Genomic DNA, 24406 nt, shown 5'->3' on the forward strand with positions numbered 1-24406 from the left:
CGATTCATCTTTCGTGACGCCGCTTCGCGGCTCCTCAGGATGACGGGTTTGAGAGGGTGAGCGGTGCCAGCACCGTATGGCAGGCCGCCTGCACGACGCGGCAGACCTCGTCCCTCGACCGCCCGGCGCTCAGCGACGCGAAGGTCGGATAGCTCGTCAGCGCGAAGATCAGGTCGACCGCATCCTTGCGGGCCTGCGCCGGCGCGCTCTTGCCCGCGATGCGGTCGATCAATCCGGTGAGGCCGCGGCGGCGGCGCTCGTTGCGCTCGCGCACGGCCTCGGCGAATTCGGGATCGGTCGCCATCGCGTCGTGCAGGCGTCCGACCGCGGAGTCGCGGCTCCAGAAGCCGCAGAAGATCTCGACCATGCGGTCGAGCGCGGCGCGCGGATCGGCCGTCGTCATGGCGTCGGCGAGCTGGTGCAGGCCGCCTTGGCGCGCGATTTCGTCGAACACGGCCTCGAGCAACCCGCGCCGCGAACCGAACTGGTTGTAGACGGTCAGCCGCGTCACCCCGGCCGCCTTCGCCACCGTATCCAGCGAGAAGCGCGCGATGCTCTCGCCCTCGCGCAGCGTCCGCGAGGCAGCCTCGATCACGCGCTCACGGGTCTCGGCGGCGGCCGCGCTGCGGACGGGGCTCACATAGCTGCGCGGCGGCATCGGTTTGCCTTGCTTTCGTCAGATTGATTATACATTATGTATATCTAATTTCCAATGCCGTTCGGAGCGAGATCATGCAGACCGCCCTCATCATAGCCTTGTCTCTTCACGTCCTGTCATCGGTGTTTTGGGCCGGCTCGAGCTTCACCCTGGCGCGCACCGGCGGCCTCGGCGGCGAAAAGCTGCTGTTGCCGCAAATCGGCGCCGCGACGGTTGCGATCGTGACCGGCGCCACGCTGTGGCGCCTGGTCCATGAAGGCTCGTTCGCGTTGTCGGAGCAGATCCTGGCCGGCGGCGCGATCGCGGCGCTTGCCGCGATTGCCGTGCAGATCATCGTCGGCGGCGGCGCAGTCCGGCAGCTCCGCAGCAGCGCGAGTGATCCGTCAGCGGCGCGGTCCCGGCTGGCGGTGGCACAGCGCATCGCGGCGGGGCTGCTCGCGATCACCGCGCTCTGCATGGGCGCGGCGCGCTATGCCTGAGCCTCGAGCACGATGAGATTGGGTTGAATCGGCTTGGCGAGGTCTTGGTTCACCTCTCCCAAGGGAGAAGTGAAGTTTCGACGCCGCTCCAGCTCGACCTGATCTCATCACGCTCTAGAACTTCCGCACCAGGTCGGGGGTGATCTCGTTCAGGCTGCGGATGCCGAGCAGGGCGAGGTCGCGGTCGATCTCGGCATGCAAGAGCGAGATCGCGCGCGACACGCCGGCCTCGCCGGCGACCACGGCGGCATAGAGGAACGGGCGGCCGACCCAGACGAAATCCGCTCCGAGCGCCAGCGCCTTGATCACGTCGGTGCCGCGGCGGATGCCGCCATCGACCATCACGGTCATGCCGCCCTTCTGTGCCGCGATCTCCGGCAGCGTGCGCAGGCCGGAGACGGTGTAGTCGAGCTGGCGGCCGCCATGGTTGGAGACCATCACGCCGTCGCAGCCGTGCTCGCGCGCCAGCCGGGCGTCTTCCGGCGAGATCAGCCCCTTGACCACGAGCTTGCCGCGCCAGCGCTTGCGGATCAGCTCGACATGCTTCCAGGCCAGCTGATCGCGGCTGCCGATGTTGCGCATCAAATTCTTGGACAGCACCGGCGGGCCCTGCTTGGCGTCCATGTTCTCGAAATGCGGCATGCCGTGGTTGAATACGGTGCGCGCCCAGGTGTTCAGCAGCCAGTCCGGATGGGTGATGGTGTCCCAGAAAACCCGCGGGGTGATCTCGAGCGGCACCTGGAAGCCGTTGCGGATGTTGTTCTCGCGGTTCGGCGGCACCGGCACGTCGGCGGTGACGACGAAGGTGTCGTAGCCGGCCGCCGCGACGCGATCGACCAGCGGCTCGATCCGCTCGGGCAGGCCGGCGAGATAGGCCTGGTACCAGGCCCGCGGGTTGGCAGCGCGGACGTCCTCCAGCGTAATCAGCGAGGAGGCCGAGAGGATCATCGGGACGTTGGCGGCAGCGGCTGCGCGCGTCAGCACGATGTCGCCGCGATAAGCGCACAGCGCCGAGGAGCCCATCGGTGGAATTCCGAACGGCGAGGCGTAGCTCTTGCCGAACAGCGTCGTGGTCTGGTCGCGGCCGGACACGTCCTGCAGCACGCGCGGCACGAAGCCGTATTCCTCGAACGCCCTGCGATTGTCTGACCGGGCCATATCGGTCTCGGCGCCGCCGGAGATGTAGCCGTAGAGGAATTTCGGCAGCAGCCGCCGCGCCTGCGGCTCGAAATCGTCGAGCGTGAGATAGCGCCGCAAATGCCGGGGCACCGCGGGCGCGGCGCGGCTGACGGTTGCGGGAGGCGGCGAGAGCGCAGCGGTGCGGTCGTGCATAGGGAACGTTTCCGTTGTTCTTGGTTCTTGGCCGGAGCGCGAGGTTAGCGTCTGCCGGCAGGCGGCACAAACTTCTCGTTGAACTTGTTGACGGACTGGCTGACGTCGCCGAGCGTCCTGCGGGTCTCGGCGATCATGGCGCCGGATTTCTTGTCGAAGCTCTGGATCAGCTCGCGCAGCGAGATCACGGTCGGCAGCAGCTCGCCGCCATATTTGTCGCTGCCGAAGCTTTTCAGGAACTTGTCGGCCGAGGTCAGCTTGGCGTCAACCGCGCTGATGCCGTCGTCGGCGGCGTCGATGAAGCCGGCGATCAGCTCGCCATTGCCGGACAGCGAATTGGTGAAGTTCTCGAGCCCGAGCAGCGAGTCCTTGATGTCGGCCTCGTTCTCGGTGATGACGCGATCGACATTGCGCAGCGCGACGCGCAGCTTCTCCTGGATGCCCATCGTGCCGTCGGCGTCGGCGGTCAGTTCGGGAATGCCGTCGGCGCCGAGCGCCGGCGGCGGAGCAGTTTCGGCGCCGCCGGTGAAGGAGATCGAGGCGATCCCGGTGAGACCCTGGAATTCGAGGCCGGCCTGGGTGTCCTTCTTGATCGGAACGGTGCCGTCGATCCGCGTCATCGCCACCACGCGGTGCCGGTCGAGCCTGATCGAGACCACCTCGCCGATCCGCACGCCGGCGAAGTTGACGCTGGCGCCGCGGCGCAAGCCGGAAGCCGAGCCCTCGAAGATGACGCGGAACGGCACCATCCGCTTGATGCCGGCATAGCGCTGATAGCCCAGCCAGCCGCCGAGCGAGCCGGCGATCAGGGCCAGCGTCAGGGTGCCGATCAAGAGATTGCTGGCGCGCGCCATGCGTTTGGGACCTGTCCGCGAAGCAGGCGTCGAGAGATAGCGGATTTGCTGCCGATAGTCACCGCACCTCCGGCCGGCCGGATCAGGCCGACTGCTTCCGCGACGCCGCGAACACGCCGGCCAGCACCAGCGCGAAGCCGATGAAATGGAACGCCTGCGGATGCTCGCCGATGAACACGATCGACATGACGGTGCCGAACACCGGAACCATGTGGAAGAACGGCGCGGCCCGGTTGGCGCCGATCAGCTGCACGCCGCGATTGAAGCAAAGATAGGCCAATGTCGAGGGGAACACCGCGACATAGAACAGCGACAGCAGGTTGTTTGTGGTGAGCTGCATCACCGGACGCGCGCCGAGTTCCCAGATGAAGAACGGGATCAGGAACAGCGCGCCGCAGCCGAAGGTGAAGGCCGCGACCGACAGGCCGTGGATCTTGGGCCGCTTCAAGGTCAGCACCGAATACAGCGCGAAGATCACCAGCGCGACGGTGAAGATCAGATCGCCCTTGTTGAAGTCGATCTTCGACAGCGTGGTGAGATCGCCATGCAGCAGGATGACAAGCACCCCGCACAGCGACAGCAACACGCCGCAGAGCTGCGCCAGCGTCAGCCGCGTGCCGAGCAGGATCAGCGACCACAGCGCGACGACGAGCGGCGCCGCCGATTGCAGCAGCAGCGTGTTGAGCGCCTGCGTGTGCTCGAGCGCCCAGTATTGCAGCGTGTTGAAGGCGCTGATGCCGGTGACCGACAGCAGCATCATGATGCCGAGATTGTTGCGGATCACGGGCCAGTCGCGGACGAGGTGCTTCCAGGCAAACGGCAGGATGATCAGGAAGGCCGCCGACCAGCGCAGGAACGACAGCGTCACCGGCGGAATGTGGCCGGCGGCAAGCCGGCCGACGATCGCATTGCCGGCCCAGCACATCGCGGTGATGCACAGCAAGAGATACGGCTGGTTGGCGATCCAGGAGCCGGACGCAGGCGTTGTGGTGGAATCGGAGGCAGACATTCGATGAGGCCCGGGTTCACGACGCCGCGGCCCGCCCGGCAGGCTGCGCCGGGCCGGAATGGATCGCCCCGGCCCCTGTCACAGACACGGATTCCGCCATTCCATCAATGGGGATAGACGCATCGCGACCATGCGCGAAGGCCCCCTTCCGGGAGCCCCCTCGCACTGTGCGCTGACGCGGCTCTTCCGGTCCGGATCATGCTCTAGCCGGCATCGGGCGGCGTGGTCTGGCGCTTGACGATCTGCTCGGCGAGCTCGATCAGGATCCGCTTGGTGTCGGGATCCTGCACATCGCGGAACACCCGCAGCATGCGCAGTTCGAGCAGGGATTGCAGCGATTCCGCCGCCTGGCCGCTTTGCGCCTGCGCGGGTGTGGCGGGCGGCCGATTGAGCATGTCGGCGGCGATCCCGAGCATCTCGGCAACGGTCGCCAGACGGCCGGTATCGATTTTCACCGTGCCGGTCACACCGTTCTTTTGCAGGGCGGCCCCGGCGCACAGGATCTCGGCGAGATCTGCCTGCGACAGGCCGATCTCGCGCCAGCGCGCTTGCACCAGTTGATCGATCCGGTCGTCCTGCGATGTGCTCATGGTGCGTTCAGGCCCTAGCCTTTTTATCAAGACCGTGTGCGAATGCAATCAGGGGGTGATCGGTGGGGTGAATCCAACCCGGATCTGTGACCTCGCCACATATCACGGCGTTTCCGCTTCGCGCGGCGATGCCGTGGGCGCAGAAGCTGCCCGGCCGTGCCGCGATGGCTCCGCGGTGCCGCTCACAAGTCGATGATCCCGAGCGCGATGCTCTTCGCCACCCCGTGCGTCTTGTTGGATGCCTCGAGCTTGCGCAGCGCCTGCTTGATGAAGCCCTCCACCGTCTCCGGCGAGATGCCGAGGATCTGCGCGGTGTCGGCCACGGTCTTGCCGCGCGCCGCCCAGGCGATCACCTCCTTTTCCCGCCCCGTCAGCTTGATGGTCTCGGCGGCGTCGGCGGGCTTCAGGATGGTCGGCGCATTGCGCTGGTCGCGGTTGACGATGTCCATCGCCCGCTGCACCCAGTAGATCATCAAGAGATGCAGTTCATGCCGATGGCAGATGAATAGCTTGTCGAAGTCGCGCTGCTCGTCCTCCCAGAAGAACACCGTCGAGCTCGAATGCACGGCGCCGACCCGGTCGCGATAGTGGAACGGCACGACGAAGCCGTCCCTGAAGCCGAACTCGCGGGCGGCATCCATCGTCTTGACCTCGGGCGCGCGCTTGTGCCCGCTCCGCTCCGGCAGCTTCAGGCTGCTCCAGCTGAACGGCGTGTTGGTGCGTCGCGACCGCGCCAGCGCCGGGTCGGCATGGACGAATTCATTCTGCACATACGCACGCTTCCAGGCATCGGGAAAAGTGCCGATATGGTAGGGCAGATCGAGGTCAGGCCGGCCGGCATCGACAAAGGCGAAGCCCGAAAAGCCATAGTTCTGGACAATACGGTGCAGTGACGAGCTGAGCTCGTTGATGCTGTCTGACGCTTCGATGGTCGAAATCGCGTCTACCAGGCCCATTGGCAAAAACCCCCGGTTTTCGGGGGTACCACAGTTAGCCCCTTTTGTCCCAGATGTTGCCGCATTTGGAGGACGGGGCAAATGCTTTATTCATTGGACGGCTATCATGCACTCATCACCCGGGAAGAGCTTGATCCGGCGCATGTCGAGGCGATGTTGCGGCTGCGCAAGCGCCTGTTCGTCGATCATTGCGGCTGGCTCCTGACCACGATCGGAGACGTCGAACGCGATCAGTTCGACTGTTGGTATACCGAACACTGCCTGTTGTTCTCCGGCGTCGAGCTCGTCGGCGGCTTCCGGGCGATCCGCACCGATTATCCCTATCTCACCAAGTCGGTCTTCCCGCAGCTGGCGCAGCGCCGTTTCCCCAGTCGCCGTGACGCCTGGGAAATCAGCCGCTTCGGCGTGCTGCCCGGCGCCGCCACCGCATCCGCCGCGCGGGTCAATTATGCGCTGATGTTTCGTTTTGCCGAGCTGCGCGGTGCGTCGGCGCTGGTGGCGATGGCCGACCTCACCTACGAGCGCTTCCTCGCCCGGATGGGCATCCACACCCACCGCTACGGCCCGCCGCAGGTGATCGGCGATGACCGCTCCGGCCGCCCGCTGACGGCGCTCGCCGGAGAAATCCCGCTTGGCCTCGCCGACAATCCCGGCCTGACCAAATTCCTCGACCTTGGACGGCAAATGGAGATCCACGATGCCTCATATGTTCTCGGACGTTCGAGCATTCCAGCGTGATCCGCTGCGTCTGTTGCTGACGCGCGGCAACGAGGCCGCGCTCGGGCTGGTGCCGTTGCGGCTCGGTCCCGCGCCCGTCTTCCTGGTCAACGATCCCGATCTGCTGCGTCCGATCCTCAAGGCGCCGGAGACCGACATCGGCAAGGGCAAGCTGATCAAGAAGCTGACGCCGGTGCTCGGCCGCAGCTCGCTGATGCTGAGCGGCGAGGAGCACAAGCGGCGGCGCACCGTGCTGCAGAAGCACATGGCGAAGGGCAGCGTCGAGAAATTCCTGCCGCATATGTGCGCCGAGATCCGCGCGGTCGGCGCCAGCCTGGCGCGGCTCGGATCGTTCGATCCGCACCATGTCACCGCGATGCTGGCGCTGCGGACGATCTGCGTCGCGATCTTCGGCTCCCAAGTGATGTCGTCCGGCGACGAGGAAGCCCTGGTTCAGGCCGTGGGCGCGATCGAGGACGATCTGGCCGAGGAGATGTTCCGCGCGTTGCCGTTCGGTCCGGTGGCTTGGTACCGGCGTCGCAAGAACCGGGTCTGTGCCAAGCTCGCCATGTCGACGGTGGTGCAGCGCCTGCGCCGCAAGGCAGGCTCGAGCAGCGCGCTGCGCGATCTCGAGGCGCTCGGCCTGAGCGATCGCGATCTCGAGGACGAAATCCTGACATTGCTGCTGGCCGGCCATCACACCACCGGCTCGACCGCGGCGTGGATGTTCTACCAGATGGCGGCCGATCCGGCGCTGATGGACGACATTGCCGATGAGGCGGCGGAGTGCCTTGGCGACGACGGCGAGTTGCGGCTTGACGCGGTCAAGCGTGCCAATTTGAGCGCGACCTTGGTCAAGGAGGTCTGCCGGCTCTATCCCAGCGCCTGGTGGTTCTCGCGCGAGGTGATGCAGCCGGTGACGATCGGCGGGCGCGAGCTCAAGGTCGGCACCTCGCTGCTGATCTGCCCGTGGCAATTGCAGCGCGATCCCAGGCATTTCGCGGATCCGGACCGCTTCCTGATGACGCGGCGCTACAACACCGACGCCTACATCCCGTTCGGCGCCGGTCCGCGCGCCTGCGCCGGCATGGGGGTTGCGATGCTCGAGCTGCAACTGCTCGCGCTCGAGATCGCCGCGGCCTATCGCTTCACCGGTGTCAGCCCGAATCCGGCGCCGTGGCCGAAAGCCTCGGTGACGCTGATTCCGCCGCCGATGACGATCGACATCGAGGTTCGCGAGCTGCCGTCCCGCATCCCGCATCTCGGCGAGGAAGCCGAGCGCCTGCCCTACATCCCAGCCGCCAGCGCGGCGTCCATCAGCACACTACAATCGGTATCCCAATGACAACTCAGATAACAACGGCCAGCATCGGGCAAAGGGCCATGGATCAAGTGCAAGTGCGCAGTCTGCGCGACGTCATCGCTGTCTTGATCGAGCAGCGCAGCATCGTGAGGGCGGCCGGCGCAAGCTTCGCCGCACATCTGCTCGACCTCGCGATCATGCAGCTGCGGCTCAACGTCAACGACATTTCGGCGGAGGAATTGACCGGCCTGTCCGACTTCGTCGGCGCGGAGTTTGCCAGGGACAAATCCTCGCATTGATCGCGGCGGTCGGTCCGAGGATCAGCCTCTGGATCAATCTCGGGATCAGTCTTGGGATCAGTCCTGCGTCGCCACCAGCGCCTTCATCATGGCGCCGGCGGCGAGCGCAGCGTCGTTCGGATCGATCTCGATCTGCAGGCCGCGCTGGCCGCCATTGACGAAGACGGTGACGTGGGTGAGGGCAGTCTCGTCGATCGCGGTCGGCACCTTCTTCTTCTGGCCGAACGGGCTGATGCCGCCGACATGGTAGCCGGTCAGCCGCTCGGCATCGGCCGGGCGCATCATCTTGGCCGACTTGCCGCCGAGCGCTGCGGCAAGCTTCTTCATGCTGACCTCGCAGTCGGACGGCACCACGGCGCAGACCGGCTTGCCGTCGACCTCCGCCATCAGCGTCTTGAGCATGCGGTTGGGGTCGACGCCGAGCGCCTCCGCCGCCTGCAGCCCGATGCTCTCGGCGCTGGAATCGTAGACATAGGTGTGAAGCTTGAAGGCGAGGCCTAGCTTCCTGAGCGCCATCGTTGCTGGTGTCGAATTGGGCATGGGCTCCGCCGGTTAACCCAGGTGAATGATCGCCGCAATGGAAGCTGCGATCAATCCGCAGCACGCCTGACGTCACGCGGCCGTAACATTAAATTCTCGCCAGCCCGGCGCCGACCGGCGCGATATGGAATTTTCAGGGGATATCAAAGGGTTGTAGCTCGTCTAAAAGGCGCAAATGACCCCGTTCTTGCTTGCGCAGCCGACCCGCTTCCTTTATCCGGTAGGCGCCTTGCGTGCGCGCGGCCGGGCGCCGTGATTTGGGCTGGGCATATCAATGCATGATCGCTGTGGGCGGACGCGTTTTCGCCGTGATCATGGTCTCTGAAACACCTGAAGGGAACATCTTCGCAATGGCCAATGTTGTCGTCGTCGGCGCCCAGTGGGGTGACGAGGGGAAGGGCAAGATCGTCGACTGGCTGTCGGAACAGGCCGACATCGTCGTGCGCTTCCAGGGCGGCCATAATGCCGGCCATACGCTCGTGATCAACGGCGAGACCTACAAGCTGGCGCTGCTGCCCTCCGGCGTGCTGCGCCCGAACAAGCTGGCGGTGATCGGCAACGGCGTGGTGTTCGATCCGCAGGCCTTCCTCGACGAGGTCGCCAAGCTGAAGGGGCAGGGCGTCGCGGTCGGACCGGACAATCTGCGGATCGCCGAGAACGTCACGCTGATCCTGCCGCTGCATCGCGAACTCGACGCCCTGCGCGAATCCTCCAACGCCATCACCTCGATCGGCACCACCCGCCGCGGCATCGGCCCGGCCTATGAGGACAAGGTCGGTCGCCGCGCCATCCGCCTGATGGACCTCGCCGACCTCGACACCCTGCCGCACAAGATCGAACGCCTGCTGGCGCACCACAACGCGCTGCGCCGCGGCCTCAACCTGGAAGAGATCGACGGCAAGAACATCCTGGCCGAGCTGTCGGCGATGGCGCCGAAGCTTTTGCCCTATGCCGAGACGGTGTGGCGGCTGCTCGACCTCAAGCGTCGCGAGGGCAAGCGGATCCTGTTCGAGGGCGCGCAGGGTGCGCTGCTCGACGTCGACCACGGCACCTATCCCTATGTGACGTCGTCCAACACGGTGGCGGGGCAGGCCGCGACCGGCACCGGCCTCGGCCCGGGCGCGGTCGGCTATGTCTTGGGCATCTGCAAGGCCTACACCACCCGCGTCGGCCAGGGTCCGTTCCCGACCGAGCTGCACGACGAGATCGGCGAGGAAATCGGCCGCCGCGGCAAGGAATTCGGCGTCAACACCGGGCGCAAGCGCCGGGTCGGCTGGTTCGACGCGATGCTGGTGCGGCAAACCGTCCGCACCTGCGGAATTGCCGGGCTGGCGCTGACCAAGCTCGATATCCTCGACGGGTTCGACAGCATCAAGGTCTGCATCGGCTACAAGCTCGACGGCAAGGAAATCGACCACCTGCCAGCGGGCGAGGGCGCGCAGGCCCGGGTCGAGCCGATCTACGAGATCATCGAGGGCTGGAAGCAGCCGACGGCCAATGCGCGGTCCTGGGCGGAACTGCCGGCCCAGGCCATTAAATATGTCCGCCGGGTCGAGGAACTGGTGGGGTGTCCGATCGCCCTGCTATCCACCAGTCCGGAACGTGAAGATACAATTCTGGTACAGAATCCGTTCGAGGCTTAACGGGATATTACCTATATCCCACCAATTGTGTGGAAATGGCTGACTACTACCCGCTGATCGCCCGCGCCATCGCCGGATTGGACCCCAACGCTCCCGGCGAAGCCCGCCGCGCGCTGTATGCGCGGGCGCGAACGGCGTTGATCCAGCAACTCCGCGGGGTGCAGCCGCCGCTGTCCGAATCCGAGATCACCCGCGAGCGGCTGTCGCTGGAAGAGGCGGTTCGCAAGGTCGAGTCCGAGGCCGCGCAGCGCGCCCGCGAGGCCTCGCGCCCCGGCGGCGGTGCGGCCCGCAGCAGCGACCCGCTGCGCCGTGCCAATCCAAGGCCGCCGGAGGCAAGTACAAGGCCGCCGGAGGCCAATCCCGCCGACATTGCCGCCCGTCCGCGGCCTCCGGCTCCGGCCGAACCCCGGCCGCCACGCAATTTGCGGCCCGAGGCTCCGCCGCGGCCGCAGAACCCCCACCAGGTTCCGCCGGGTCCCGAGACCCAGGCCCGGCCTGCTGCTCCGCCGCGCCGCGGTCCGGAAGCTGCGCAGCCGCAGGTGCCGCCGGCCTCGCAGGGCGTTCGCGGCTTCCGCGACATCACCGCCGATGCCGACGATCTCGGGCGTGCCGCGGCGCAGGCCAGCCGCAACGCACGCAAGACCTACGCCAACGTGCCGTCGCCCTCGCCGGAATTCGACCGGCTCGAGCCGAGCCTGGAAAACCGCGGCGGCGATCCCGAGGCGCCGTATTCCTACGACGAGTCGGTCGAGGAGGCCGAGCGCTACATGCCGCGGTCGCCGGACGGGCAGCCGCCGCAGCGGTCGCGGGTCGGCAATGGCGATCGCGAGCCGAAGAAGCCGCCGCGCATCGGCTCGATGTTCCCGTACAAGACCGCGATCGTGATTGGCATCCTGCTGATCCTGGTCGGCACCGGCATCCTGTTCCGGCAACAGGCCATGACGCTTGTCAGCAGCCTGTTCAAATCCTCCGCGCCCGTCGAGGCGCCGAAGGATGCATCGACGCCGGCGAGCAAGAAGATCACCGACCGCGTCGGCCAGCCCTCGTCGGGCGAACCGGTCGCCCCGGTGGCGCAGCGCGTGGTGCTCTATGACGAGGACCCGTCGGATCCGAAGGGCAAGCAATATGTCGGTTCGGTGGTCTGGCGCACCGAGCAGGTCAAGGGATCGGGCAACCAGAAGCCCGACATCGCCGTGCGCGCCGACATCGACATCCCGGATCGCAAGTTCAAGATGACGATGTCGTTCCGCCGCAACACCGACTCATCGCTGCCGGCGAGCCACACCGCGGAATTGACCTTCATCCTGCCGCAGGACTTCGCCAATGGCGGCGTCGGCAATGTGCCGGGCATCCTGATGAAGTCGAACGAGCAGGCGCGCGGCACGCCGCTGGCCGGCCTCGCGGTCAAGGTCACCGACGGCTTCTTCCTGGTCGGCCTCTCCAATGTCGACGCCGACCGCTCGCGCAATCTTCAGCTCCTGAAGGAGCGCTCGTGGTTCGATGTGCCGCTGGTCTATACCAACCAGCGCCGCGCCATCATCGCGATCGAGAAGGGCGCCCCCGGTGAGCGCGCCTTCAACGAAGCGTTCGCGGCGTGGGGTGAGTAACCGCCCTAGCACTCACCTCGGTGTTTCAAGACGTCATCGCCCGGCTCCGTCCGGGCGATTCCGTATCGCAGCGACGGCAGCGATTGTTGCAGCGCATTCGATCCGCAGACGTCCGGAACATTGCCGGGCGCTTTCGATTTTCCCTAGAACCGTCGCGTGACTGCGTTACACTTGGCTGACCTCGGGCAAGGGTGCGTCATGAAACGCTATCTGATCTTCGCAGCCATCGGGCCGTTCATCGGCGGCTTCCTGCTGCTGCTCATGACCACCTATCAGTCCGGCTACTGGACCGAGACCAATGGCGGCGAGGTGACGAAGCTGCTCGTCGTGTTCGTGAAGTCGCTGCAATACAATTATCTGTTCGGCATCGTGCCGTCGCTGATGTTCGGCGCGATCGACGACATCCTGATGCATGTGAAGCGGATTACGCCGCTGGTGCGGATGCTGCTGGTCGGAGCGGTGGCGTTTGTCGGCGCGGCGCTGACCTATGCCTCGCACGGCTCCGAGAGCGGCGCGGTGCAGTTCATCCTGTACGGCATGGTCGGCTTCATCCCGGGCGTGATCACGTCCTGGCTGGCGCACAAATATGCCGAGGAACTGCACGCGCCGGCGCAGCCGGCGTCCCAGCATTAGGCAGGTGCTCATTACCAAGGGAAAAGCAGAAATCGCTTTCGGCGACTTCGACCCACACCGAAATGAGTACGTTTCGATAGGACAGGGCCGCGCTGAACGCACGGCTCGGAATAGATCACCCATTGCAGTAATCGTATCAGCGCGTGAGGCGCCGGAGGTCCAGCTGCCTTCACACAATTGTCATATCATCGTCATGCAAACGTAGTCCCAATGTCATGTCCGCGTTCGTCCTCGCGACCGCGGCCGTCCGGGGGCAGCGGCGATGCTGATCTCGGGCCTGCTCTATTCTGTGTTCGCGCATTTATTTCAGCCGTCGCCGCAGACGACCGGGACTTACGGGATCTGCGTCGGGTTCGGAGAAAGGGAATTTCGAGTGGCAGATGCAAGCTTTAGCCTTCTGACGGGCAACAGTATCGAAACGCGCCTGGTCCGGGCCGGTGGCCTCATTTTTCGCGAGGGCGAGCAGGCCAACGAGCTGTTCGTGATCAAGAGCGGTTACGTGCGCATTCAGGTCGGTAACAAGACCATGGCGGAGCTGGCGCCCGACACGATCTTTGGCGAGATGGCGTTGATCGACAACGAGCCGAGGAGTGCGACCGCCACGGCGCTCACGGATGTCGAGCTTGTCCCGGTCTCGGAGAAACAGTTTCTCTTCCTGGTCAGCCAGACGCCGCATTTCGCCCTGAAGGTGATGAGGACGCTGGCGCAGCGGCTCAGAACCATGAACAAGGGCGTCTATTGAGCAAGGCGAACAGGCTCTCGATGACTGTCGATACGATCTGTCTCGATTGACCGCATCACGCATCTTCGGGCCCAAGGCCAAGCTAATCCAAGGCCGACATGCACGCCGCCGCTTCGGCTTGACGCCGACAGCGGCGCGCGGCACTTGATGCTTGAGCGTGATGCGGCGTTGAACGTGACACAGTGGTAATGTGACGCAACTTGAACCGCCTGCCTGCGTTACCATGTGATGGCCATGCCCGAGGACGACATCTTCACCCCCTATGCCACGCGATCGCGGCCGCCTTTCGGCGGAGCGCAGGCGCGCGGCAAGGTCATCGATCAGGACGGGCGCGAACTCGCCGATGGCCCGCTGCATCCGCAGTTCCAAGGCTTTCAGGAAGGCTTCCAGTTCGACTTCCGACACTCCACCGCCAATCCGTTCGGCAATCTGACGCGCGAGGAGCGGCTGGCGCGGCTCGAGACGATCGCAAAGCTGCTCGACGTCGCTTTCATCGTGCCGGGCACCAATGTCCGCTACGGCATCGACGGGCTGATCGGTCTGATTCCCGTGGTCGGCGATCTCATCACGACCGCGATCTCGCTGTGGCTGGTGCGCGAGGCGCGTCTGCTGGGCGCGCCCTGGCACATCACCGCGCGGATGCTCGCCAACGTCGCCGTCGACGGCGTGATCGGCATGGTGCCTGTGGCGGGCGATGCCTTCGACGTCATGTTCCGCGCCAACATCCGCAATGTGCGGATGCTGCGGCGCTGGCTCGACAAGCAGCCGCGCCTCTAGATCATGATGCGTTTCCACGGAATCGCATCACGATCTCATCTCTTTGTTTGAGCATGATCCTTTCGGAAAACCGGTTTCCACTTTTCCGGATCATGCTCTAGCGCATAATCCGGAAAAGTGTGCAGCGGTTTTCCCTCGCGACAAACGCAAGGCGCTTGCGCGGAGATCATGCGCAACAAGGAGTCTTCCAAAAAACAAAAGCCCTCGGACATCGCCGAGGGCTTTTCGTTGAGCGCGACGCAGAAATCTTATGCGGCGTCGGCGTCCGTCTGGCTAGCGGCGGGGCGCGGACGGCGCGGCAGCGGGAATGCCTCGCTCTCATAGAGCGAGCGGATGCCGTTCTGGTCGAAACGGGCTTCCTCGACCTGGAGGTAGGCGCCGTTCAGCGAATCCGCCGGCAGCTGCTCCATCGCGAACTGCACGGCCTCGGCAGCAGTGCCGAAACGGCGGTACGCGAAGCCCGCCCGCTTCTTCTTGCGGATCGCGGCGGGGAACAGTTCGGCTGATGTGTTATAGTTGAACGGACGCAGGGGACGCATGGTCGACGACCTCTTGTGTTCTTGTCAGTTAGCGTGGCGAAGGGATTTTGGGGACGGCGGCCTATAACCGGCGGCACGCCGTACATGTCATTTCCGGCCCCTAATATAGGCCTCTTTGACAAAAATGCGACCCCAGAAGCGCCCCCGACAGGGCACATGCTGAATCCGCGCATAGCACGCGGTTCCGCTAAATAAGTCCATTTATTTCAATGGCTTATGTCTCTCAAATCTTGTCGAGCCAGGCCAGGATCGCGACCACGATCAAAATCACCCCGAAAAGGCCCATTCCGGAGTGGCCGAGGCCATAGCCATAGCCGCGAATCCGGCCGCTATAGCCGCCCAGCAGGACAATCAGCAGGACGATGATGAGGATCAATCCGAGCGACATGGCGCCCTCCTCAGAAGAGGCGGCAGCCGCACGGCGAGACGCCGACGGCCCCGCGATTCCAGAGCAAAGCACATTCCGGGGCGCGAGTCGTTAAGGCCGCCGGCCGTTCACGAGGATGTTGTTGGGCGCCGGCGGCCAAAACCAAGCCCCGCGCGACCGGTTGTCGGTCTCGCGGGGCGGGGACATCGTCGGACGCCGGGAGCGGGAGATTGCCGCTACTTCTTCTCGTTCAGCTTCAGCGCCGCCGAGTTGATGCAGTAGCGCAGCCCGGTCGGGCCGGGACCGTCGTTGAAGACGTGGCCGAGGTGGCCGTCGCATTTCGAGCACAGCACCTCGGTGCGGATCATGCCGTGGCTCATGTCGCGCTCCTCGTCAACATGGCTCTCCGCCGCCGGCTTGGAGAAGCTCGGCCAGCCGCAGCCGGAATCGAACTTCTGGTCGGACTCGAACAGCGTCTGCCCGCAGCCGGCGCAGACATAGGTGCCGTTGCGGGGGTCATGCTCGTATTCGCCGGTGAACGGGCGCTCGGTCGCCTTCTCACGCAGCACGGCATACTGCATCGGCGTCAATTCCTTGCGCCACTCGGCCTCGCTCTTGCGGACCTTGCCGTCGGTTTTGGTATCGGACATGGAAACTCCCTTGTTGGCGTCATTGCGAGCGAAGCGAAGCAATCCAGTGTGAGGGACACGCGATGGATTGCTTCGTCCGCGGAGTTTATCATCGGGCCGGCCAAAAGGCCGGACCCGGTGGCTCCTCGCAATGACGGAGACTGTTCCGTCAGTTGGTGACCTTGGTGCTGCTCACCAGCGTCGGCTTCTCGATGTAATTCTCCGCGAAGATCTTCTTCAGGTTCTCGACCTTCGGGATGTCGTTATACGCAATATAGGGTTGGTTCGGGTGCAGCGTCAGATAGTCCTGGTGGTAGCCCTCCGCCGGATAGAACGCCTCCAGCGCGCCGACCTTGGTGACGATCGGCTTCTTGTAGACCTTGGCCGCGTTGAGCTGGGCGATATAGGCGTCCGCGACCTTCTTCTGCTCATCGCTGGTGGTGAAGATCGCCGAGCGATATTGCGTGCCGGAGTCGGGGCCCTGGCGGTTCAGCTGGGTCGGGTCGTGCACGACCGAGAAGAATATCTGCAGGATCTTGCCGTAGGAGATCTTCTGCGGATCGTACTTGATCTCGACCGATTCCGCGTGGCCGGTGGTGCCGGTCGAGACCTTCTCGTAGTCGGCATTGGCCTTGCTGCCGCCGGAGTAGCCCGACACCGCACTGACGATGCCGGCGGTGTGCTGGAACACGCCCTGCACACCCCAGAAGCAGCCGCCGGCGAGCACGGCGGTCTTGATGCCGTTCTCCGGCGAGCTCGCGGCCGGCGGCGGGATGATCACGGCGTCCTCGGCGGCAAGCGAGGGCGCGATTGCAAACGCGGCGACGGCCAGCGCGCCGATCGCGGCGGCGTAAAGCGGGAGGCGGCTGAGGGAGCGGCTGGACATGGGTTCCTCGTGGGATCGCAATTGGGGCCAGTCTAGAGCGGGAGCCGGCATTGGCAAATCAGGCCGGGCTGCTCCGACGCTTCAAAATACGGGCGAGGGGGCGTTTTGTTACGGCGCCGGCCACACGGTTTCGTGAGCAAAATGCCCGTCATTCAAGGGGCTAGGTGCCTCGCACCGTCATCCTGAGGTGCCGCGAAGCGGCGTCTCGAAGGATGCACGGCCCGGCTGCTTGGCCGTTCATCCTTCGAGACGCGCTACGCGCTCCTCAGGATGACGGGTCTATGATGACGGGTCTATGGAGTGCGCGAGACTCTCACACCACGACGCTCAGCCGCTTCGCCGCCCGAGTGATGCCGGTGTACAGCCACCTTGCGCGGCTGTCCTGAAACGCAAAGCTCTCGTCGAACAGCACGACGTCGTCCCATTGCGAGCCCTGCGACTTGTGCACGGTCAGCACATAGCCGTAGTCGAACTCGTCATAGGGCTTGCGCTGCTCCCACGGCACGCCCTCGACGCCGCCGTCGAAGCACTCGCCGCGCACGGAGACCTTGGTGACCTTGTAGCCGAAATCCTCGTCCGGCATCACGCGCATGGTAATGATCTTGGATTTCGACTGCGCGCGCGCCTTCACCCGCCACAGCCCGCCGTTGAACAGGCCCTTCTTGCGGTTGTTGCGCAGGCAGACCAGCTTGTCGCCGGCGACCGGCAGGGGATCCTCGATGTTCTGCCGCTGCCGCACCCGCATGTTGTAGGCGCGGCGGGTGTTGTTGCGGCCGACCAGCACCTGGTCGGCACCCATCACGCGGTCCGGATCGAGCTCCTTGCGCGACACCACCTCGCTCTCGCCGTGGCGGCCGATCTCGAGCTCGCGGCCCTCGCGGATGTCCATCGACATCCGCACGATCGGATCGTCCTGCGCCTGGCGGTGCACCTCGGTCAGCATCGCGTCCGGTTCGGCGTCGGTGAAGAAGCCGCCGCCCTGGATCGGCGGCAATTGCGCGGGATCGCCGAGCACCAAGAGCGGGCAGTCGAACGACATCAGGTCGCGGCCGAGCTCGGCGTCGACCATCGAGCATTCGTCGATCACGATCAGCTTGGCCTTCGATGCCGGCGCGTCGTCCCACAGCTCGAAGCTCGGCTGCTCGACGCCGGACTCGCGGGCGCGGTAGATCAGCGAATGGATCGTCGAGGCACTGTCGCAACCCTTGTTGCGCATCACCAGCGCCGCCTTGCCGGTGAAGGCCGCGAACTTCACCTCGCCGTCGACGCCTTCGGCGATGTGGCGGGCGAGCGTGGTCTTGCCGGTTCCGGCATACCCGAACAGGCGGAACACCGGCGGCGTGCCGTTCTGGCCGGGCTTGGCCTTCAGCCAGTCGGCAACGGCTTTCAGCGCAATGTCCTGGTGCGGCGTAAAGGTGGTCATGAGGCTTTCGGAAGAATGAGCGCGCGATCAATAACGCCGCGACTCAGGCCATGACAAGCTAACCATTCATGCGTTCCGATCAAGCGGGCTTCCCGCTGCGCGGAATTGGGGTTTCGCCCCTGAGGCTAGACTTGGGGTGCGACGCCATTAGACTGACCGACAATAACAAACGGTCGGGACCACAACATGTGGTCGGACCACAATAAGTGGTCGGGTACGCGACCTTGGGAGTGACGCCATGAAGTTCGGCATCTTTTACGAGCTGCAACTGCCGCGCCCCTGGAACGACGGCGACGAGCTCAGGCTCTACCAGAACGCGCTGACACAATTGGAGACGGCCGACCGGCTCGCGTACGACTACGCCTGGGTCGTCGAGCACCATTTCCTCGAGGAATATTCGCACTCGCCGGCGCCGGAATCCTTCCTCGCCGCCGCGAGCCAGCGCACGAAGAACATCCGGCTCGGCCATGGCATCTTCCAGCTCACGACAAATCATCCCGCGCGCGTCGCCGAGCGGGTCGCGGTGCTCGACCTGCTCTCTAACGGCCGCTGCGAGTTCGGCATGGGCGAGAGCGCCTCGATCACCGAGCTGACGCCGTTCGGCCGCGACATGGAGACCAAGCGCGAGGTGTTCGAGGAGGCGGTGCAAGCGATCTTCCCGATGTTCACCAAGGTCGGCACCGAGCATCACGGCAGGTATTTCGACATACCCTTGCGCAATGTCGTGCCGAAGCCGGTGCAGAAGCCGCATCCGCCGCTCTGGATGGCGTGCTCGCAATTGCCGACGATCGAGCGCGCCGGGCAGAACGGCTTCGGCGCGCTCGGCTTCCAGTTCGTCAGCGCCGAGGCGGCGCATGCCTGGGTGCACGCCTATTACAACGCGATCACCAAGCGGCTGAAGAAGCTCGCCGACTACGAGATCAATCCCAACATGGCGCTGGTCTCGTTCTTCATGTGCGCGAAGACCGACGAGGAGGCACGCAAGCGTGCAGACGGCGCGACCTTCTTCCAGTTCGCGCTGCGCTATTACGGCCAGGCGCAGAACCGGCAGCGCCCGGCGCCGGGCACCGTCAACATGTGGGACGAGTACAACAAGTGGAAGCGGGAGAATCCCGAGGCGCAGGAGGCCGCGCTGCGCGGCGGCCTGATCGGCTCGCCGGAGACGTTGCGCAAGAAACTGCGGCGCTTCCGCTCCTCGCATATCGATCAGGTGATCCTGCTCAATCAGGCCGGCAAGAATACGCATGAGCACATCTGCGAGTCGCTCGAGCTGTTCAGCAAGGAAGTGATGCCGGAGTTCCAGCACGATCCCGAGCACGATGCCTGGAAGAAGGGCGTGCTCGATGGTTCGATCCAGCTCGAGGAGATCGACACCCAGGCGTTCTCGGACCGCTACGGCAAACTCGCGGTCAATGTCGGCTCGAAAGCCGCTGCCGCAGGCTGATCAATTGATGTGCAGCGACCTCGCGATCTCGTGAGGAAAATAATTCGCTACACGCGATCGGCGCTTTAAAAGAAACGGCACGCGCGATGCCTGCACCGAAGTGCAGGCATCGCTATTTTTGTGCGGTGCTCGACAGCTTCATTCGCGCGCCCCATCATCCTGACATCGCATGATCGTGCAGCGCGGTAGCGCACTTGATCGTCAGGAGAGTCTTGGAATGAAGCGTCGTGAGTTCCTCCAACTGTCGCTCGTCACAGCCGCAGCCGCTGCGCTGTCACCACGCGCAGAGGCACAGGCGGACGCGAAGGAAATTCGTATCGGCTACCAGAAGAACGGCGTGCTCGTCATTACGCGGCAGCGCGAGGCCCTGGAAAATCATTTCAAGCCGCAGGGCATCAGCGTGAAATGGGTCGAGTTCTCCTCGGGCCCGCCGATGATGGAAGCGATGAATGTCGGCAGCGTCGATTACGGTGCGGTCGGCGATTCCCCGCCGATCTTCGCGCAGGCCGCGGGCGCGGCGATCGTCTATGCAGCGGCGCAGCCGATCATCAACGGCTCGGGCATCCTGGTGCCGCAGAATTCCGCAATCAGGGACATCACTGATCTCAAGGGCAAACGCGTCGGCTTCACCAAGGGGTCGAGCGCCCATAACGTCGTGATCCAGACGCTGGAGAAGGCGGGGCTCACCTACGACGACATCACGCCGGTCTATCTGACGCCGCCGGACGCCGGTCCGGCCTTCGCCAATGGCGGCATCGATGCCTGGGCGATCTGGGATCCGTATTTCGCGATCGCCGAGACCAAGCAGAATGGCCGCATTCTGGTCAAGACCCGCGATATCACCAAGACCAACTCGTTCTACATCGCCAACCGCGACTTCGCCCGCAATCACGGCGCCCTCCTGCAGCAGATCGTCGACGTCACGACGTCGAGTGCGGCATGGGCGCAGGCGCATCCCGATGAGGTCGCAAAATCACTGGCCGCGGTCACCGGCGTGCCGCTCGATATCCAGACCATCGCGGCGAAGCGGGCGGGCTTCTCGGTCGGGCCCGTGACCGACGACATCATCGCGACCCAGCAGGGCGTTGCCGATCGCTTCTTCAAGCTCGGCCTGATTCCGAAGCAGATCGCGATCCGCGACATCGTCTGGCGCAACACCCAGACCTGATCGGCGCGCCTTGCTCAATTCAATGCAGAGGACATTTCCATGACGCGTTTATTTCGACGCTGGGTTGCCCGCGCGGTGCTGTCGGTCAGCATCGTCGCGGCCGCCGTCGGCGCCTCCTACGGCCAGGAGAAAGTCGTCCGCATCGGCTTCCAGAAATACGGCAAGCTGGTGCTGCTGAAAAGCAAGGGCTCGCTCGAGCAGAAGCTGAAATCGGTCGGCTACACCGTGTTGTGGACCGAGTTTCCGTCCGGGCCGCCGCTGCTCGAAGCGCTGAACGTCGGCGCGATCGATTTCGGCAACACCGGCGAGGCGCCGCCGATCTTCGCGCAGGCCGCCGGCGCGCCGATCCAGTATGTCGCCTACGAGCCGCCGGCGCCGAAGGGCGAGGCGATCCTGGTGCCGAAGGACAGCCCGATCAGATCGGTTGCGGAGCTGAAGGGCAAGAAGGTTGCGGTGAACAAAGGCTCCAACGTCCACTATCTGCTGGTGAAGGCGCTGGAGAAAGCCGGCGTCAAATATTCCGAGATCGAGCCGGTGTTCCTGGCGCCGGCCGACGCGCGCGCGGCGTTCGAGCGCGGCGCGGTCGATGCCTGGGTGATCTGGGATCCGTTCCAGGCCGCAGCGGAAGCCGCGACCGGCGCGCGCACCGTCACTGATGGCACCGGCATCGTCGCCAACTATCAGTTCTATTTCGCCTCGAAGAAGTTTTTGCGGGCCGATCCGAAGATCGTCGAGCTCGTGCTGGCGCAGCTCAGCGAGGTCGACGATTGGGCCAGGGGCGATATCCACGCCGTCGCCGAACAGCTCGCGCCGAGCATCGGCCTGTCGGTGCCGGTGGTCGAGGTCGCGCTGAAGCGGCAGGCCTACGGCATCAAGCCGGTCACCGATGCGGTGATCGCAGATCAGCAGCAGGTCGCCGACACGTTCTTCGCGCTCGGCCTGATCCCCAAACCAATCAAGATTTCCGACGTCGCATGGAGACCCGGCACGTGAGCACCCCAACCAACGCCAATATCCTCTGGTTTCTGCCGACCCACGGCGACAGCCGCTATCTCGGCACGTCGATCGGCGGCCGCGAGGTGAACTTCAACTATCTGCGCCAGATCGCGCAGGCCGCCGACCAGCTCGGCTATTACGGCGTGTTGCTGCCGACCGGCCGAAGCTGCGAAGACTCCTGGGTGGTGGCCTCAGCCGTCGCGCCCTGGACCGAGCGCCTGCGCTATCTCGTGGCGGTCAGGCCCGGTTTGCAGTCGCCGAGCGTCGCCGCCCGCATGACCGCGACGCTCGACCGGCTGTCGAACGGCCGTCTGCTGATCAACGTCGTCACCGGCGGCGATCCGGTCGAGAACAAGGGCGACGGCATCTTCCTCGACCATGACCAGCGCTACGCGGTGACCCGCGAGTTCCTGAACGTCTACAGCGATCTCCTGGCAGGCAAGACGGTCAATGTCGAAGGCGAGCACATCCGGATCGAGGACGGCCGCCTGCTGTTCAATCCGGTGCAATCGCCGCGGCCGCCGCTGTATTTCGGCGGCTCGTCGGACGCCGGCATCGACGTCGCGGTCGACACGGTCGACAAATATCTGACCTGGGGCGAGCCGCCGGCGCAGGTCGCCGAGAAGATCGACAGGGTGAAGGCGGTGGCGGCGCAACGCGGCCGCAAGCTCTCGTTCGGCATCCGCCTGCACGTCATCGTGCGCGAGACCAATGCCGAGGCCTGGCGCGCCGCCGACGAGCTGATCCAGTACGTCACGGACGACACCGTCGCCGCCGCGCAGAAGATCTTTGCGCGGATGGACTCGGTCGGCCAGCAGCGCATGGCGCAGTTGCATGGCGGGCGCCGCGACCAACTCGAGATCAGTCCGAATCTCTGGGCCGGCGTCGGCCTGGTACGCGGCGGCGCCGGCACCGCGCTGGTCGGCGATCCCCAGACCGTCGCGGCACGGATCAAGGAGTATCAGGACATCGGCGTCGATACCTTCATCATGTCGGGTTACCCGCATCTCGAGGAAGCCTATCGCTTCGCCGAGCTGGTGTTCCCGCTGCTGTCGCTGGCGCAGCCCGGCAACGTGACGCCGATCCGCGTCAACACCGGGCCGTTCGGCGAAACCATCGGCAACGATTACCGTCCGCAGAAGCAGGCATCGCAATCATGAGCTTGATCGATTCACTACCGCGCGTCGGTGCGCCAAAACTCCCCAAGGTCGACGGCCTGATCCCGTGGATCGTGCCGCTCGCGATCGTGCTGATCTGGCAGCTCGCCTGCGTCACCGGCTTTGTTCCCTCGCGCGTGCTGCCGGCGCCGACCGATGTCGCGCTGGCGGGATGGAAGCTGCTGCTGTCGGGTGAATTGGTCCGCAACATCTGGGTCAGCTTCTGGCGCGCCTCGATCGGCTTTGTGATCGGTGGTGGCATCGGCTTCGCCTTCGGCCTCGCCAACGGGCTGTCGCAGCTGTCGGCGAAACTCACCGACACCACGTTGCAGATGGTGCGCAACATCCCGCATCTGGCGCTGATCCCGCTGGTCATCCTGTGGTTCGGCATCGACGAGTCGGCAAAACTGTTCCTGGTCGCGCTCGGCGTGTTCTTCCCGATCTATCTCAACACGCTGCACGGCATCCGCACCGTCGATCCGCAACTGATCGAGATGGGCCGCATCTACGGCATGACCGACGGCGAGCTGTTCCGCCGGGTGATCTTCCCGGGCGCGCTGCCGTCGATCTTCGTCGGCCTGCGCTTTGCGCTCGGCATCATGTGGCTGACCTTGATCGTCGCCGAGACCATCGCGGCCTCGTCGGGCCTCGGCTACATGGCGATGCAGGCGCGCGAATTCATGCTGATCGACGTCGTCGTGCTCTCGATCCTGATCTACGCCCTGCTCGGCAAGCTCGCCGACAGCGCCTCGCGGGCGCTGGAGCGGCTCACCCTGTCGTGGCACCCCGCCTTCCAGAAGAAGTGAGAATGAGAATGCAAGAAGCGCTTCGTTTCCAGCCCGTTGACGCCGAACCGGTCGACGACGCCGACATCGTCGTGAAGCCACGGCATTTGCGGCGAGTGACGGAAAATGCGGCCCGCGGCCTGTCGCTGACCATCCGTGGCTTGCGCAAAACGTTCGGCGACAATGAGGTGCTGCGCGGCATTGACCTGCACATTCCCTCCGGCCAGTTCGTCGCGATCGTCGGCCGCAGCGGCTGCGGCAAGAGCACGCTGCTGCGCCTGATCGCGGGTCTCGACGCGCCGACCGCGGGCAGCATCGCGTTTGGCGAGGAGCCGCGGGCGCAGGACGTCCGCGTCATGTTCCAGGAGCCGCGCCTGCTGCCCTGGGCGCGGGTGCTGTCCAATGTCGAGGTCGGGCTGGGACGCGAGCGCTCATCCGCCGACGCGCAGGCGCGTGCCGAGCGCGCGCTGGTCGAGGTCGGCCTCGGCGACAAGCGCGCCCAGTGGCCGTCGGTGCTCTCGGGCGGCCAGAAGCAGCGCGTGGCGCTGGCGCGGGCGCTGGTCAGCCAGCCACGGGTGTTGGCGTTCGACGAGCCGTTGGGCGCGCTCGACGCGCTGACGCGGATCTCGATGCAGCAATTGCTGGAACGGGTCTGGCGCGACCAGGGCTTCACCGCGATCCTGGTGACGCATGACGTCGCCGAGGCCGTCGCGCTCGCCGACCGCGTGCTTGTGATCGAGGACGGCCGGATCGCCGAGGATGTCACGATCGATCTGCCGCGGCCGCGCCGGCGCGGCTCGGCCGAGCTCGCCGCGCTGGAAGGCGAGATCCTGAAGCATCTGCTCGAGGGCAGCGAAGACACCCTGTGAGGTC

27 protein-coding genes are annotated in these 24406 nt (G+C 65.1%); 15 read left to right on the forward strand and 12 right to left on the reverse strand.

Annotated elements, in window-relative coordinates:
* Positions 1-34: 34 nt before the first annotated feature.
* Positions 35-658, reverse strand: coding sequence for a TetR/AcrR family transcriptional regulator (locus tag ACVILL_RS21925; protein WP_456730940.1), 624 nt, complete (start codon positions 656-658; stop codon positions 35-37).
* 74 nt (positions 659-732) lie between these two features.
* Between ACVILL_RS21925 and ACVILL_RS21930 the strand changes: the two genes are divergently transcribed.
* Positions 733-1137: a hypothetical protein gene (locus ACVILL_RS21930; protein ID WP_456730941.1), complete on the forward strand. Its 405-nt coding sequence runs from the start codon at positions 733-735 to the stop codon at positions 1135-1137.
* A gap of 114 nt (positions 1138-1251) precedes the next feature.
* Here ACVILL_RS21930 and ACVILL_RS21935 read toward each other — a convergent pair whose 3' ends face one another.
* The 5 genes from ACVILL_RS21935 to ACVILL_RS21955 all read right to left on the reverse strand — a co-directional run bounded on the left by ACVILL_RS21935 (position 1252) and on the right by ACVILL_RS21955 (position 5878).
* The gene (locus ACVILL_RS21935; protein WP_456734328.1) at positions 1252-2406 is read right to left on the reverse strand and encodes an alpha-hydroxy acid oxidase; all 1155 of its coding nucleotides are present in this window, start codon (positions 2404-2406) and stop codon (positions 1252-1254) included.
* Positions 2407-2513: 107 nt separating this feature from the next.
* Complete coding sequence (locus tag ACVILL_RS21940) at positions 2514-3323, reverse strand: MlaD family protein (protein WP_456730942.1); 810 nt, start codon at positions 3321-3323, stop codon at positions 2514-2516.
* An 82-nt stretch (positions 3324-3405) separates the two neighbouring features.
* Positions 3406-4332, reverse strand: a complete 927-nt coding sequence (locus ACVILL_RS21945; RefSeq protein WP_456730943.1) for a DMT family transporter — start codon at positions 4330-4332, stop codon at positions 3406-3408.
* A gap of 203 nt (positions 4333-4535) precedes the next feature.
* A complete protein-coding gene (locus ACVILL_RS21950) occupies positions 4536-4922 on the reverse strand; it encodes a hypothetical protein (RefSeq protein WP_456730944.1) in 387 nt (128 codons plus the stop codon).
* A gap of 182 nt (positions 4923-5104) precedes the next feature.
* A complete protein-coding gene (locus ACVILL_RS21955; RefSeq protein ID WP_456730945.1) occupies positions 5105-5878 on the reverse strand; it encodes a helix-turn-helix transcriptional regulator in 774 nt (257 codons plus the stop codon).
* A gap of 81 nt (positions 5879-5959) precedes the next feature.
* Here ACVILL_RS21955 and ACVILL_RS21960 point away from each other — a divergent pair, with 81 nt between their 5' ends.
* From ACVILL_RS21960 to ACVILL_RS21970, 3 genes are read left to right on the forward strand one after another with little or no spacing between them, the layout of a single operon-like run.
* On the forward strand, positions 5960-6616 hold the full coding sequence (locus ACVILL_RS21960; protein ID WP_456730946.1) for an acyl-homoserine-lactone synthase: 657 nt from the start codon (positions 5960-5962) through the stop codon (positions 6614-6616).
* On the forward strand, positions 6576-7940 hold the full coding sequence (locus ACVILL_RS21965; RefSeq protein ID WP_456730947.1) for a cytochrome P450: 1365 nt from the start codon (positions 6576-6578) through the stop codon (positions 7938-7940). The genes ACVILL_RS21960 and ACVILL_RS21965 overlap by 41 nt, the downstream gene beginning before the upstream one ends.
* A gap of 38 nt (positions 7941-7978) precedes the next feature.
* Positions 7979-8197, forward strand: a complete 219-nt coding sequence (locus ACVILL_RS21970; RefSeq protein ID WP_456730948.1) for a hypothetical protein — start codon at positions 7979-7981, stop codon at positions 8195-8197.
* A gap of 57 nt (positions 8198-8254) precedes the next feature.
* Here ACVILL_RS21970 and ybaK read toward each other — a convergent pair whose 3' ends face one another.
* Positions 8255-8737: a Cys-tRNA(Pro) deacylase gene (gene ybaK / locus ACVILL_RS21975; protein ID WP_456730949.1), complete on the reverse strand. Its 483-nt coding sequence runs from the start codon at positions 8735-8737 to the stop codon at positions 8255-8257.
* A 350-nt stretch (positions 8738-9087) separates the two neighbouring features.
* Here ybaK and ACVILL_RS21980 point away from each other — a divergent pair, with 350 nt between their 5' ends.
* The 5 genes from ACVILL_RS21980 to ACVILL_RS22000 all read left to right on the forward strand — a co-directional run bounded on the left by ACVILL_RS21980 (position 9088) and on the right by ACVILL_RS22000 (position 14139).
* Positions 9088-10380, forward strand: a complete 1293-nt coding sequence (locus ACVILL_RS21980) for an adenylosuccinate synthase (RefSeq protein WP_456730950.1) — start codon at positions 9088-9090, stop codon at positions 10378-10380.
* 35 nt (positions 10381-10415) lie between these two features.
* On the forward strand, positions 10416-11987 hold the full coding sequence (locus ACVILL_RS21985; protein ID WP_456730951.1) for a hypothetical protein: 1572 nt from the start codon (positions 10416-10418) through the stop codon (positions 11985-11987).
* Positions 11988-12185: 198 nt separating this feature from the next.
* On the forward strand, positions 12186-12620 hold the full coding sequence (locus ACVILL_RS21990; protein ID WP_456730952.1) for a DUF5413 family protein: 435 nt from the start codon (positions 12186-12188) through the stop codon (positions 12618-12620).
* A 262-nt stretch (positions 12621-12882) separates the two neighbouring features.
* Entirely contained in the window at positions 12883-13362 is a 480-nt protein-coding gene (locus ACVILL_RS21995; RefSeq protein ID WP_456730953.1) for a Crp/Fnr family transcriptional regulator, read from the forward strand.
* Between the two features lie 228 nt (positions 13363-13590).
* Positions 13591-14139: a DUF4112 domain-containing protein gene (locus ACVILL_RS22000; protein ID WP_456730954.1), complete on the forward strand. Its 549-nt coding sequence runs from the start codon at positions 13591-13593 to the stop codon at positions 14137-14139.
* Between the two features lie 248 nt (positions 14140-14387).
* Here the strand turns inward: ACVILL_RS22000 and ACVILL_RS22005 are convergent, their stop codons facing one another.
* The 5 genes from ACVILL_RS22005 to ACVILL_RS22025 all read right to left on the reverse strand — a co-directional run bounded on the left by ACVILL_RS22005 (position 14388) and on the right by ACVILL_RS22025 (position 17983).
* Complete coding sequence (locus ACVILL_RS22005) at positions 14388-14678, reverse strand: hypothetical protein (protein WP_016844322.1); 291 nt, start codon at positions 14676-14678, stop codon at positions 14388-14390.
* 223 nt (positions 14679-14901) lie between these two features.
* On the reverse strand, positions 14902-15066 hold the full coding sequence (locus tag ACVILL_RS22010; RefSeq protein ID WP_244067234.1) for a DUF3309 family protein: 165 nt from the start codon (positions 15064-15066) through the stop codon (positions 14902-14904).
* A gap of 215 nt (positions 15067-15281) precedes the next feature.
* Entirely contained in the window at positions 15282-15695 is a 414-nt protein-coding gene (msrB, locus tag ACVILL_RS22015) for a peptide-methionine (R)-S-oxide reductase MsrB (protein WP_050631827.1), read from the reverse strand.
* 148 nt (positions 15696-15843) lie between these two features.
* On the reverse strand, positions 15844-16560 hold the full coding sequence (msrA, locus tag ACVILL_RS22020) for a peptide-methionine (S)-S-oxide reductase MsrA (protein WP_456730955.1): 717 nt from the start codon (positions 16558-16560) through the stop codon (positions 15844-15846).
* Between the two features lie 313 nt (positions 16561-16873).
* Positions 16874-17983, reverse strand: coding sequence for an ATP-dependent DNA helicase (locus ACVILL_RS22025; protein WP_456730956.1), 1110 nt, complete (start codon positions 17981-17983; stop codon positions 16874-16876).
* A gap of 238 nt (positions 17984-18221) precedes the next feature.
* Between ACVILL_RS22025 and ACVILL_RS22030 the strand changes: the two genes are divergently transcribed.
* From ACVILL_RS22030 to ACVILL_RS22055, 6 genes are all read left to right on the forward strand, one after another.
* The gene (locus ACVILL_RS22030) at positions 18222-19427 is read left to right on the forward strand and encodes an LLM class flavin-dependent oxidoreductase (protein ID WP_456730957.1); all 1206 of its coding nucleotides are present in this window, start codon (positions 18222-18224) and stop codon (positions 19425-19427) included.
* A 217-nt stretch (positions 19428-19644) separates the two neighbouring features.
* On the forward strand, positions 19645-20595 hold the full coding sequence (locus ACVILL_RS22035; RefSeq protein ID WP_456730958.1) for a sulfonate ABC transporter substrate-binding protein: 951 nt from the start codon (positions 19645-19647) through the stop codon (positions 20593-20595).
* 39 nt (positions 20596-20634) lie between these two features.
* Positions 20635-21588 carry a sulfonate ABC transporter substrate-binding protein gene (locus tag ACVILL_RS22040; protein WP_456730959.1) on the forward strand — a complete coding sequence of 318 codons (954 nt, stop codon included), beginning with the start codon at positions 20635-20637 and terminating at the stop codon, positions 21586-21588.
* A complete protein-coding gene (gene ssuD, locus ACVILL_RS22045) occupies positions 21570-22751 on the forward strand; it encodes an FMNH2-dependent alkanesulfonate monooxygenase (protein ID WP_456730960.1) in 1182 nt (393 codons plus the stop codon). The genes ACVILL_RS22040 and ssuD overlap by 19 nt, the downstream gene beginning before the upstream one ends.
* Complete coding sequence (locus ACVILL_RS22050) at positions 22748-23554, forward strand: ABC transporter permease subunit (protein WP_050402878.1); 807 nt, start codon at positions 22748-22750, stop codon at positions 23552-23554. The genes ssuD and ACVILL_RS22050 overlap by 4 nt, the downstream gene beginning before the upstream one ends.
* Positions 23555-23562: 8 nt before the next feature.
* Positions 23563-24402: an ATP-binding cassette domain-containing protein gene (locus ACVILL_RS22055; protein ID WP_456734329.1), complete on the forward strand. Its 840-nt coding sequence runs from the start codon at positions 23563-23565 to the stop codon at positions 24400-24402.
* Positions 24403-24406 lie beyond the last annotated feature (4 nt).

Source organism: Bradyrhizobium sp. USDA 3364 (assembly GCF_054056355.1).

What these genes read in the sequence shown, in the direction of transcription:
- msrA (WP_456730955.1), bottom strand. Translation starts at nt 16,560, where the DNA reads ATGTCCAGCCGCTCCCTCAGCCGCCTCCCGCTTTACGCCGCCGCGATC.
- ACVILL_RS22005 (WP_016844322.1), bottom strand. Translation starts at nt 14,678, where the DNA reads ATGCGTCCCCTGCGTCCGTTCAACTATAACACATCAGCCGAACTGTTC.
- ACVILL_RS22050 (WP_050402878.1), top strand. Translation starts at nt 22,748, where the DNA reads ATGAGCTTGATCGATTCACTACCGCGCGTCGGTGCGCCAAAACTCCCC.
- ACVILL_RS21940 (WP_456730942.1), bottom strand. Translation starts at nt 3,323, where the DNA reads ATGGCGCGCGCCAGCAATCTCTTGATCGGCACCCTGACGCTGGCCCTG.
- ACVILL_RS21970 (WP_456730948.1), top strand. Translation starts at nt 7,979, where the DNA reads ATGGATCAAGTGCAAGTGCGCAGTCTGCGCGACGTCATCGCTGTCTTG.
- ssuD (WP_456730960.1), top strand. Translation starts at nt 21,570, where the DNA reads ATGGAGACCCGGCACGTGAGCACCCCAACCAACGCCAATATCCTCTGG.
- ACVILL_RS21965 (WP_456730947.1), top strand. Translation starts at nt 6,576, where the DNA reads ATGCCTCATATGTTCTCGGACGTTCGAGCATTCCAGCGTGATCCGCTG.
- ACVILL_RS22025 (WP_456730956.1), bottom strand. Translation starts at nt 17,983, where the DNA reads ATGACCACCTTTACGCCGCACCAGGACATTGCGCTGAAAGCCGTTGCC.
- ACVILL_RS21980 (WP_456730950.1), top strand. Translation starts at nt 9,088, where the DNA reads ATGGCCAATGTTGTCGTCGTCGGCGCCCAGTGGGGTGACGAGGGGAAG.
- ACVILL_RS21955 (WP_456730945.1), bottom strand. Translation starts at nt 5,878, where the DNA reads ATGGGCCTGGTAGACGCGATTTCGACCATCGAAGCGTCAGACAGCATC.
- msrB (WP_050631827.1), bottom strand. Translation starts at nt 15,695, where the DNA reads ATGTCCGATACCAAAACCGACGGCAAGGTCCGCAAGAGCGAGGCCGAG.
- ACVILL_RS22030 (WP_456730957.1), top strand. Translation starts at nt 18,222, where the DNA reads ATGAAGTTCGGCATCTTTTACGAGCTGCAACTGCCGCGCCCCTGGAAC.
- ACVILL_RS22035 (WP_456730958.1), top strand. Translation starts at nt 19,645, where the DNA reads ATGAAGCGTCGTGAGTTCCTCCAACTGTCGCTCGTCACAGCCGCAGCC.
- ACVILL_RS21925 (WP_456730940.1), bottom strand. Translation starts at nt 658, where the DNA reads ATGCCGCCGCGCAGCTATGTGAGCCCCGTCCGCAGCGCGGCCGCCGCC.
- ACVILL_RS21960 (WP_456730946.1), top strand. Translation starts at nt 5,960, where the DNA reads ATGCTTTATTCATTGGACGGCTATCATGCACTCATCACCCGGGAAGAG.
- ACVILL_RS21930 (WP_456730941.1), top strand. Translation starts at nt 733, where the DNA reads ATGCAGACCGCCCTCATCATAGCCTTGTCTCTTCACGTCCTGTCATCG.
- ACVILL_RS22000 (WP_456730954.1), top strand. Translation starts at nt 13,591, where the DNA reads ATGGCCATGCCCGAGGACGACATCTTCACCCCCTATGCCACGCGATCG.
- ybaK (WP_456730949.1), bottom strand. Translation starts at nt 8,737, where the DNA reads ATGCCCAATTCGACACCAGCAACGATGGCGCTCAGGAAGCTAGGCCTC.
- ACVILL_RS22055 (WP_456734329.1), top strand. Translation starts at nt 23,563, where the DNA reads ATGCAAGAAGCGCTTCGTTTCCAGCCCGTTGACGCCGAACCGGTCGAC.
- ACVILL_RS21985 (WP_456730951.1), top strand. Translation starts at nt 10,416, where the DNA reads ATGGCTGACTACTACCCGCTGATCGCCCGCGCCATCGCCGGATTGGAC.
- ACVILL_RS21945 (WP_456730943.1), bottom strand. Translation starts at nt 4,332, where the DNA reads ATGTCTGCCTCCGATTCCACCACAACGCCTGCGTCCGGCTCCTGGATC.
- ACVILL_RS21995 (WP_456730953.1), top strand. Translation starts at nt 12,883, where the DNA reads ATGCTGATCTCGGGCCTGCTCTATTCTGTGTTCGCGCATTTATTTCAG.
- ACVILL_RS22010 (WP_244067234.1), bottom strand. Translation starts at nt 15,066, where the DNA reads ATGTCGCTCGGATTGATCCTCATCATCGTCCTGCTGATTGTCCTGCTG.
- ACVILL_RS22040 (WP_456730959.1), top strand. Translation starts at nt 20,635, where the DNA reads ATGACGCGTTTATTTCGACGCTGGGTTGCCCGCGCGGTGCTGTCGGTC.
- ACVILL_RS21950 (WP_456730944.1), bottom strand. Translation starts at nt 4,922, where the DNA reads ATGAGCACATCGCAGGACGACCGGATCGATCAACTGGTGCAAGCGCGC.
- ACVILL_RS21990 (WP_456730952.1), top strand. Translation starts at nt 12,186, where the DNA reads ATGAAACGCTATCTGATCTTCGCAGCCATCGGGCCGTTCATCGGCGGC.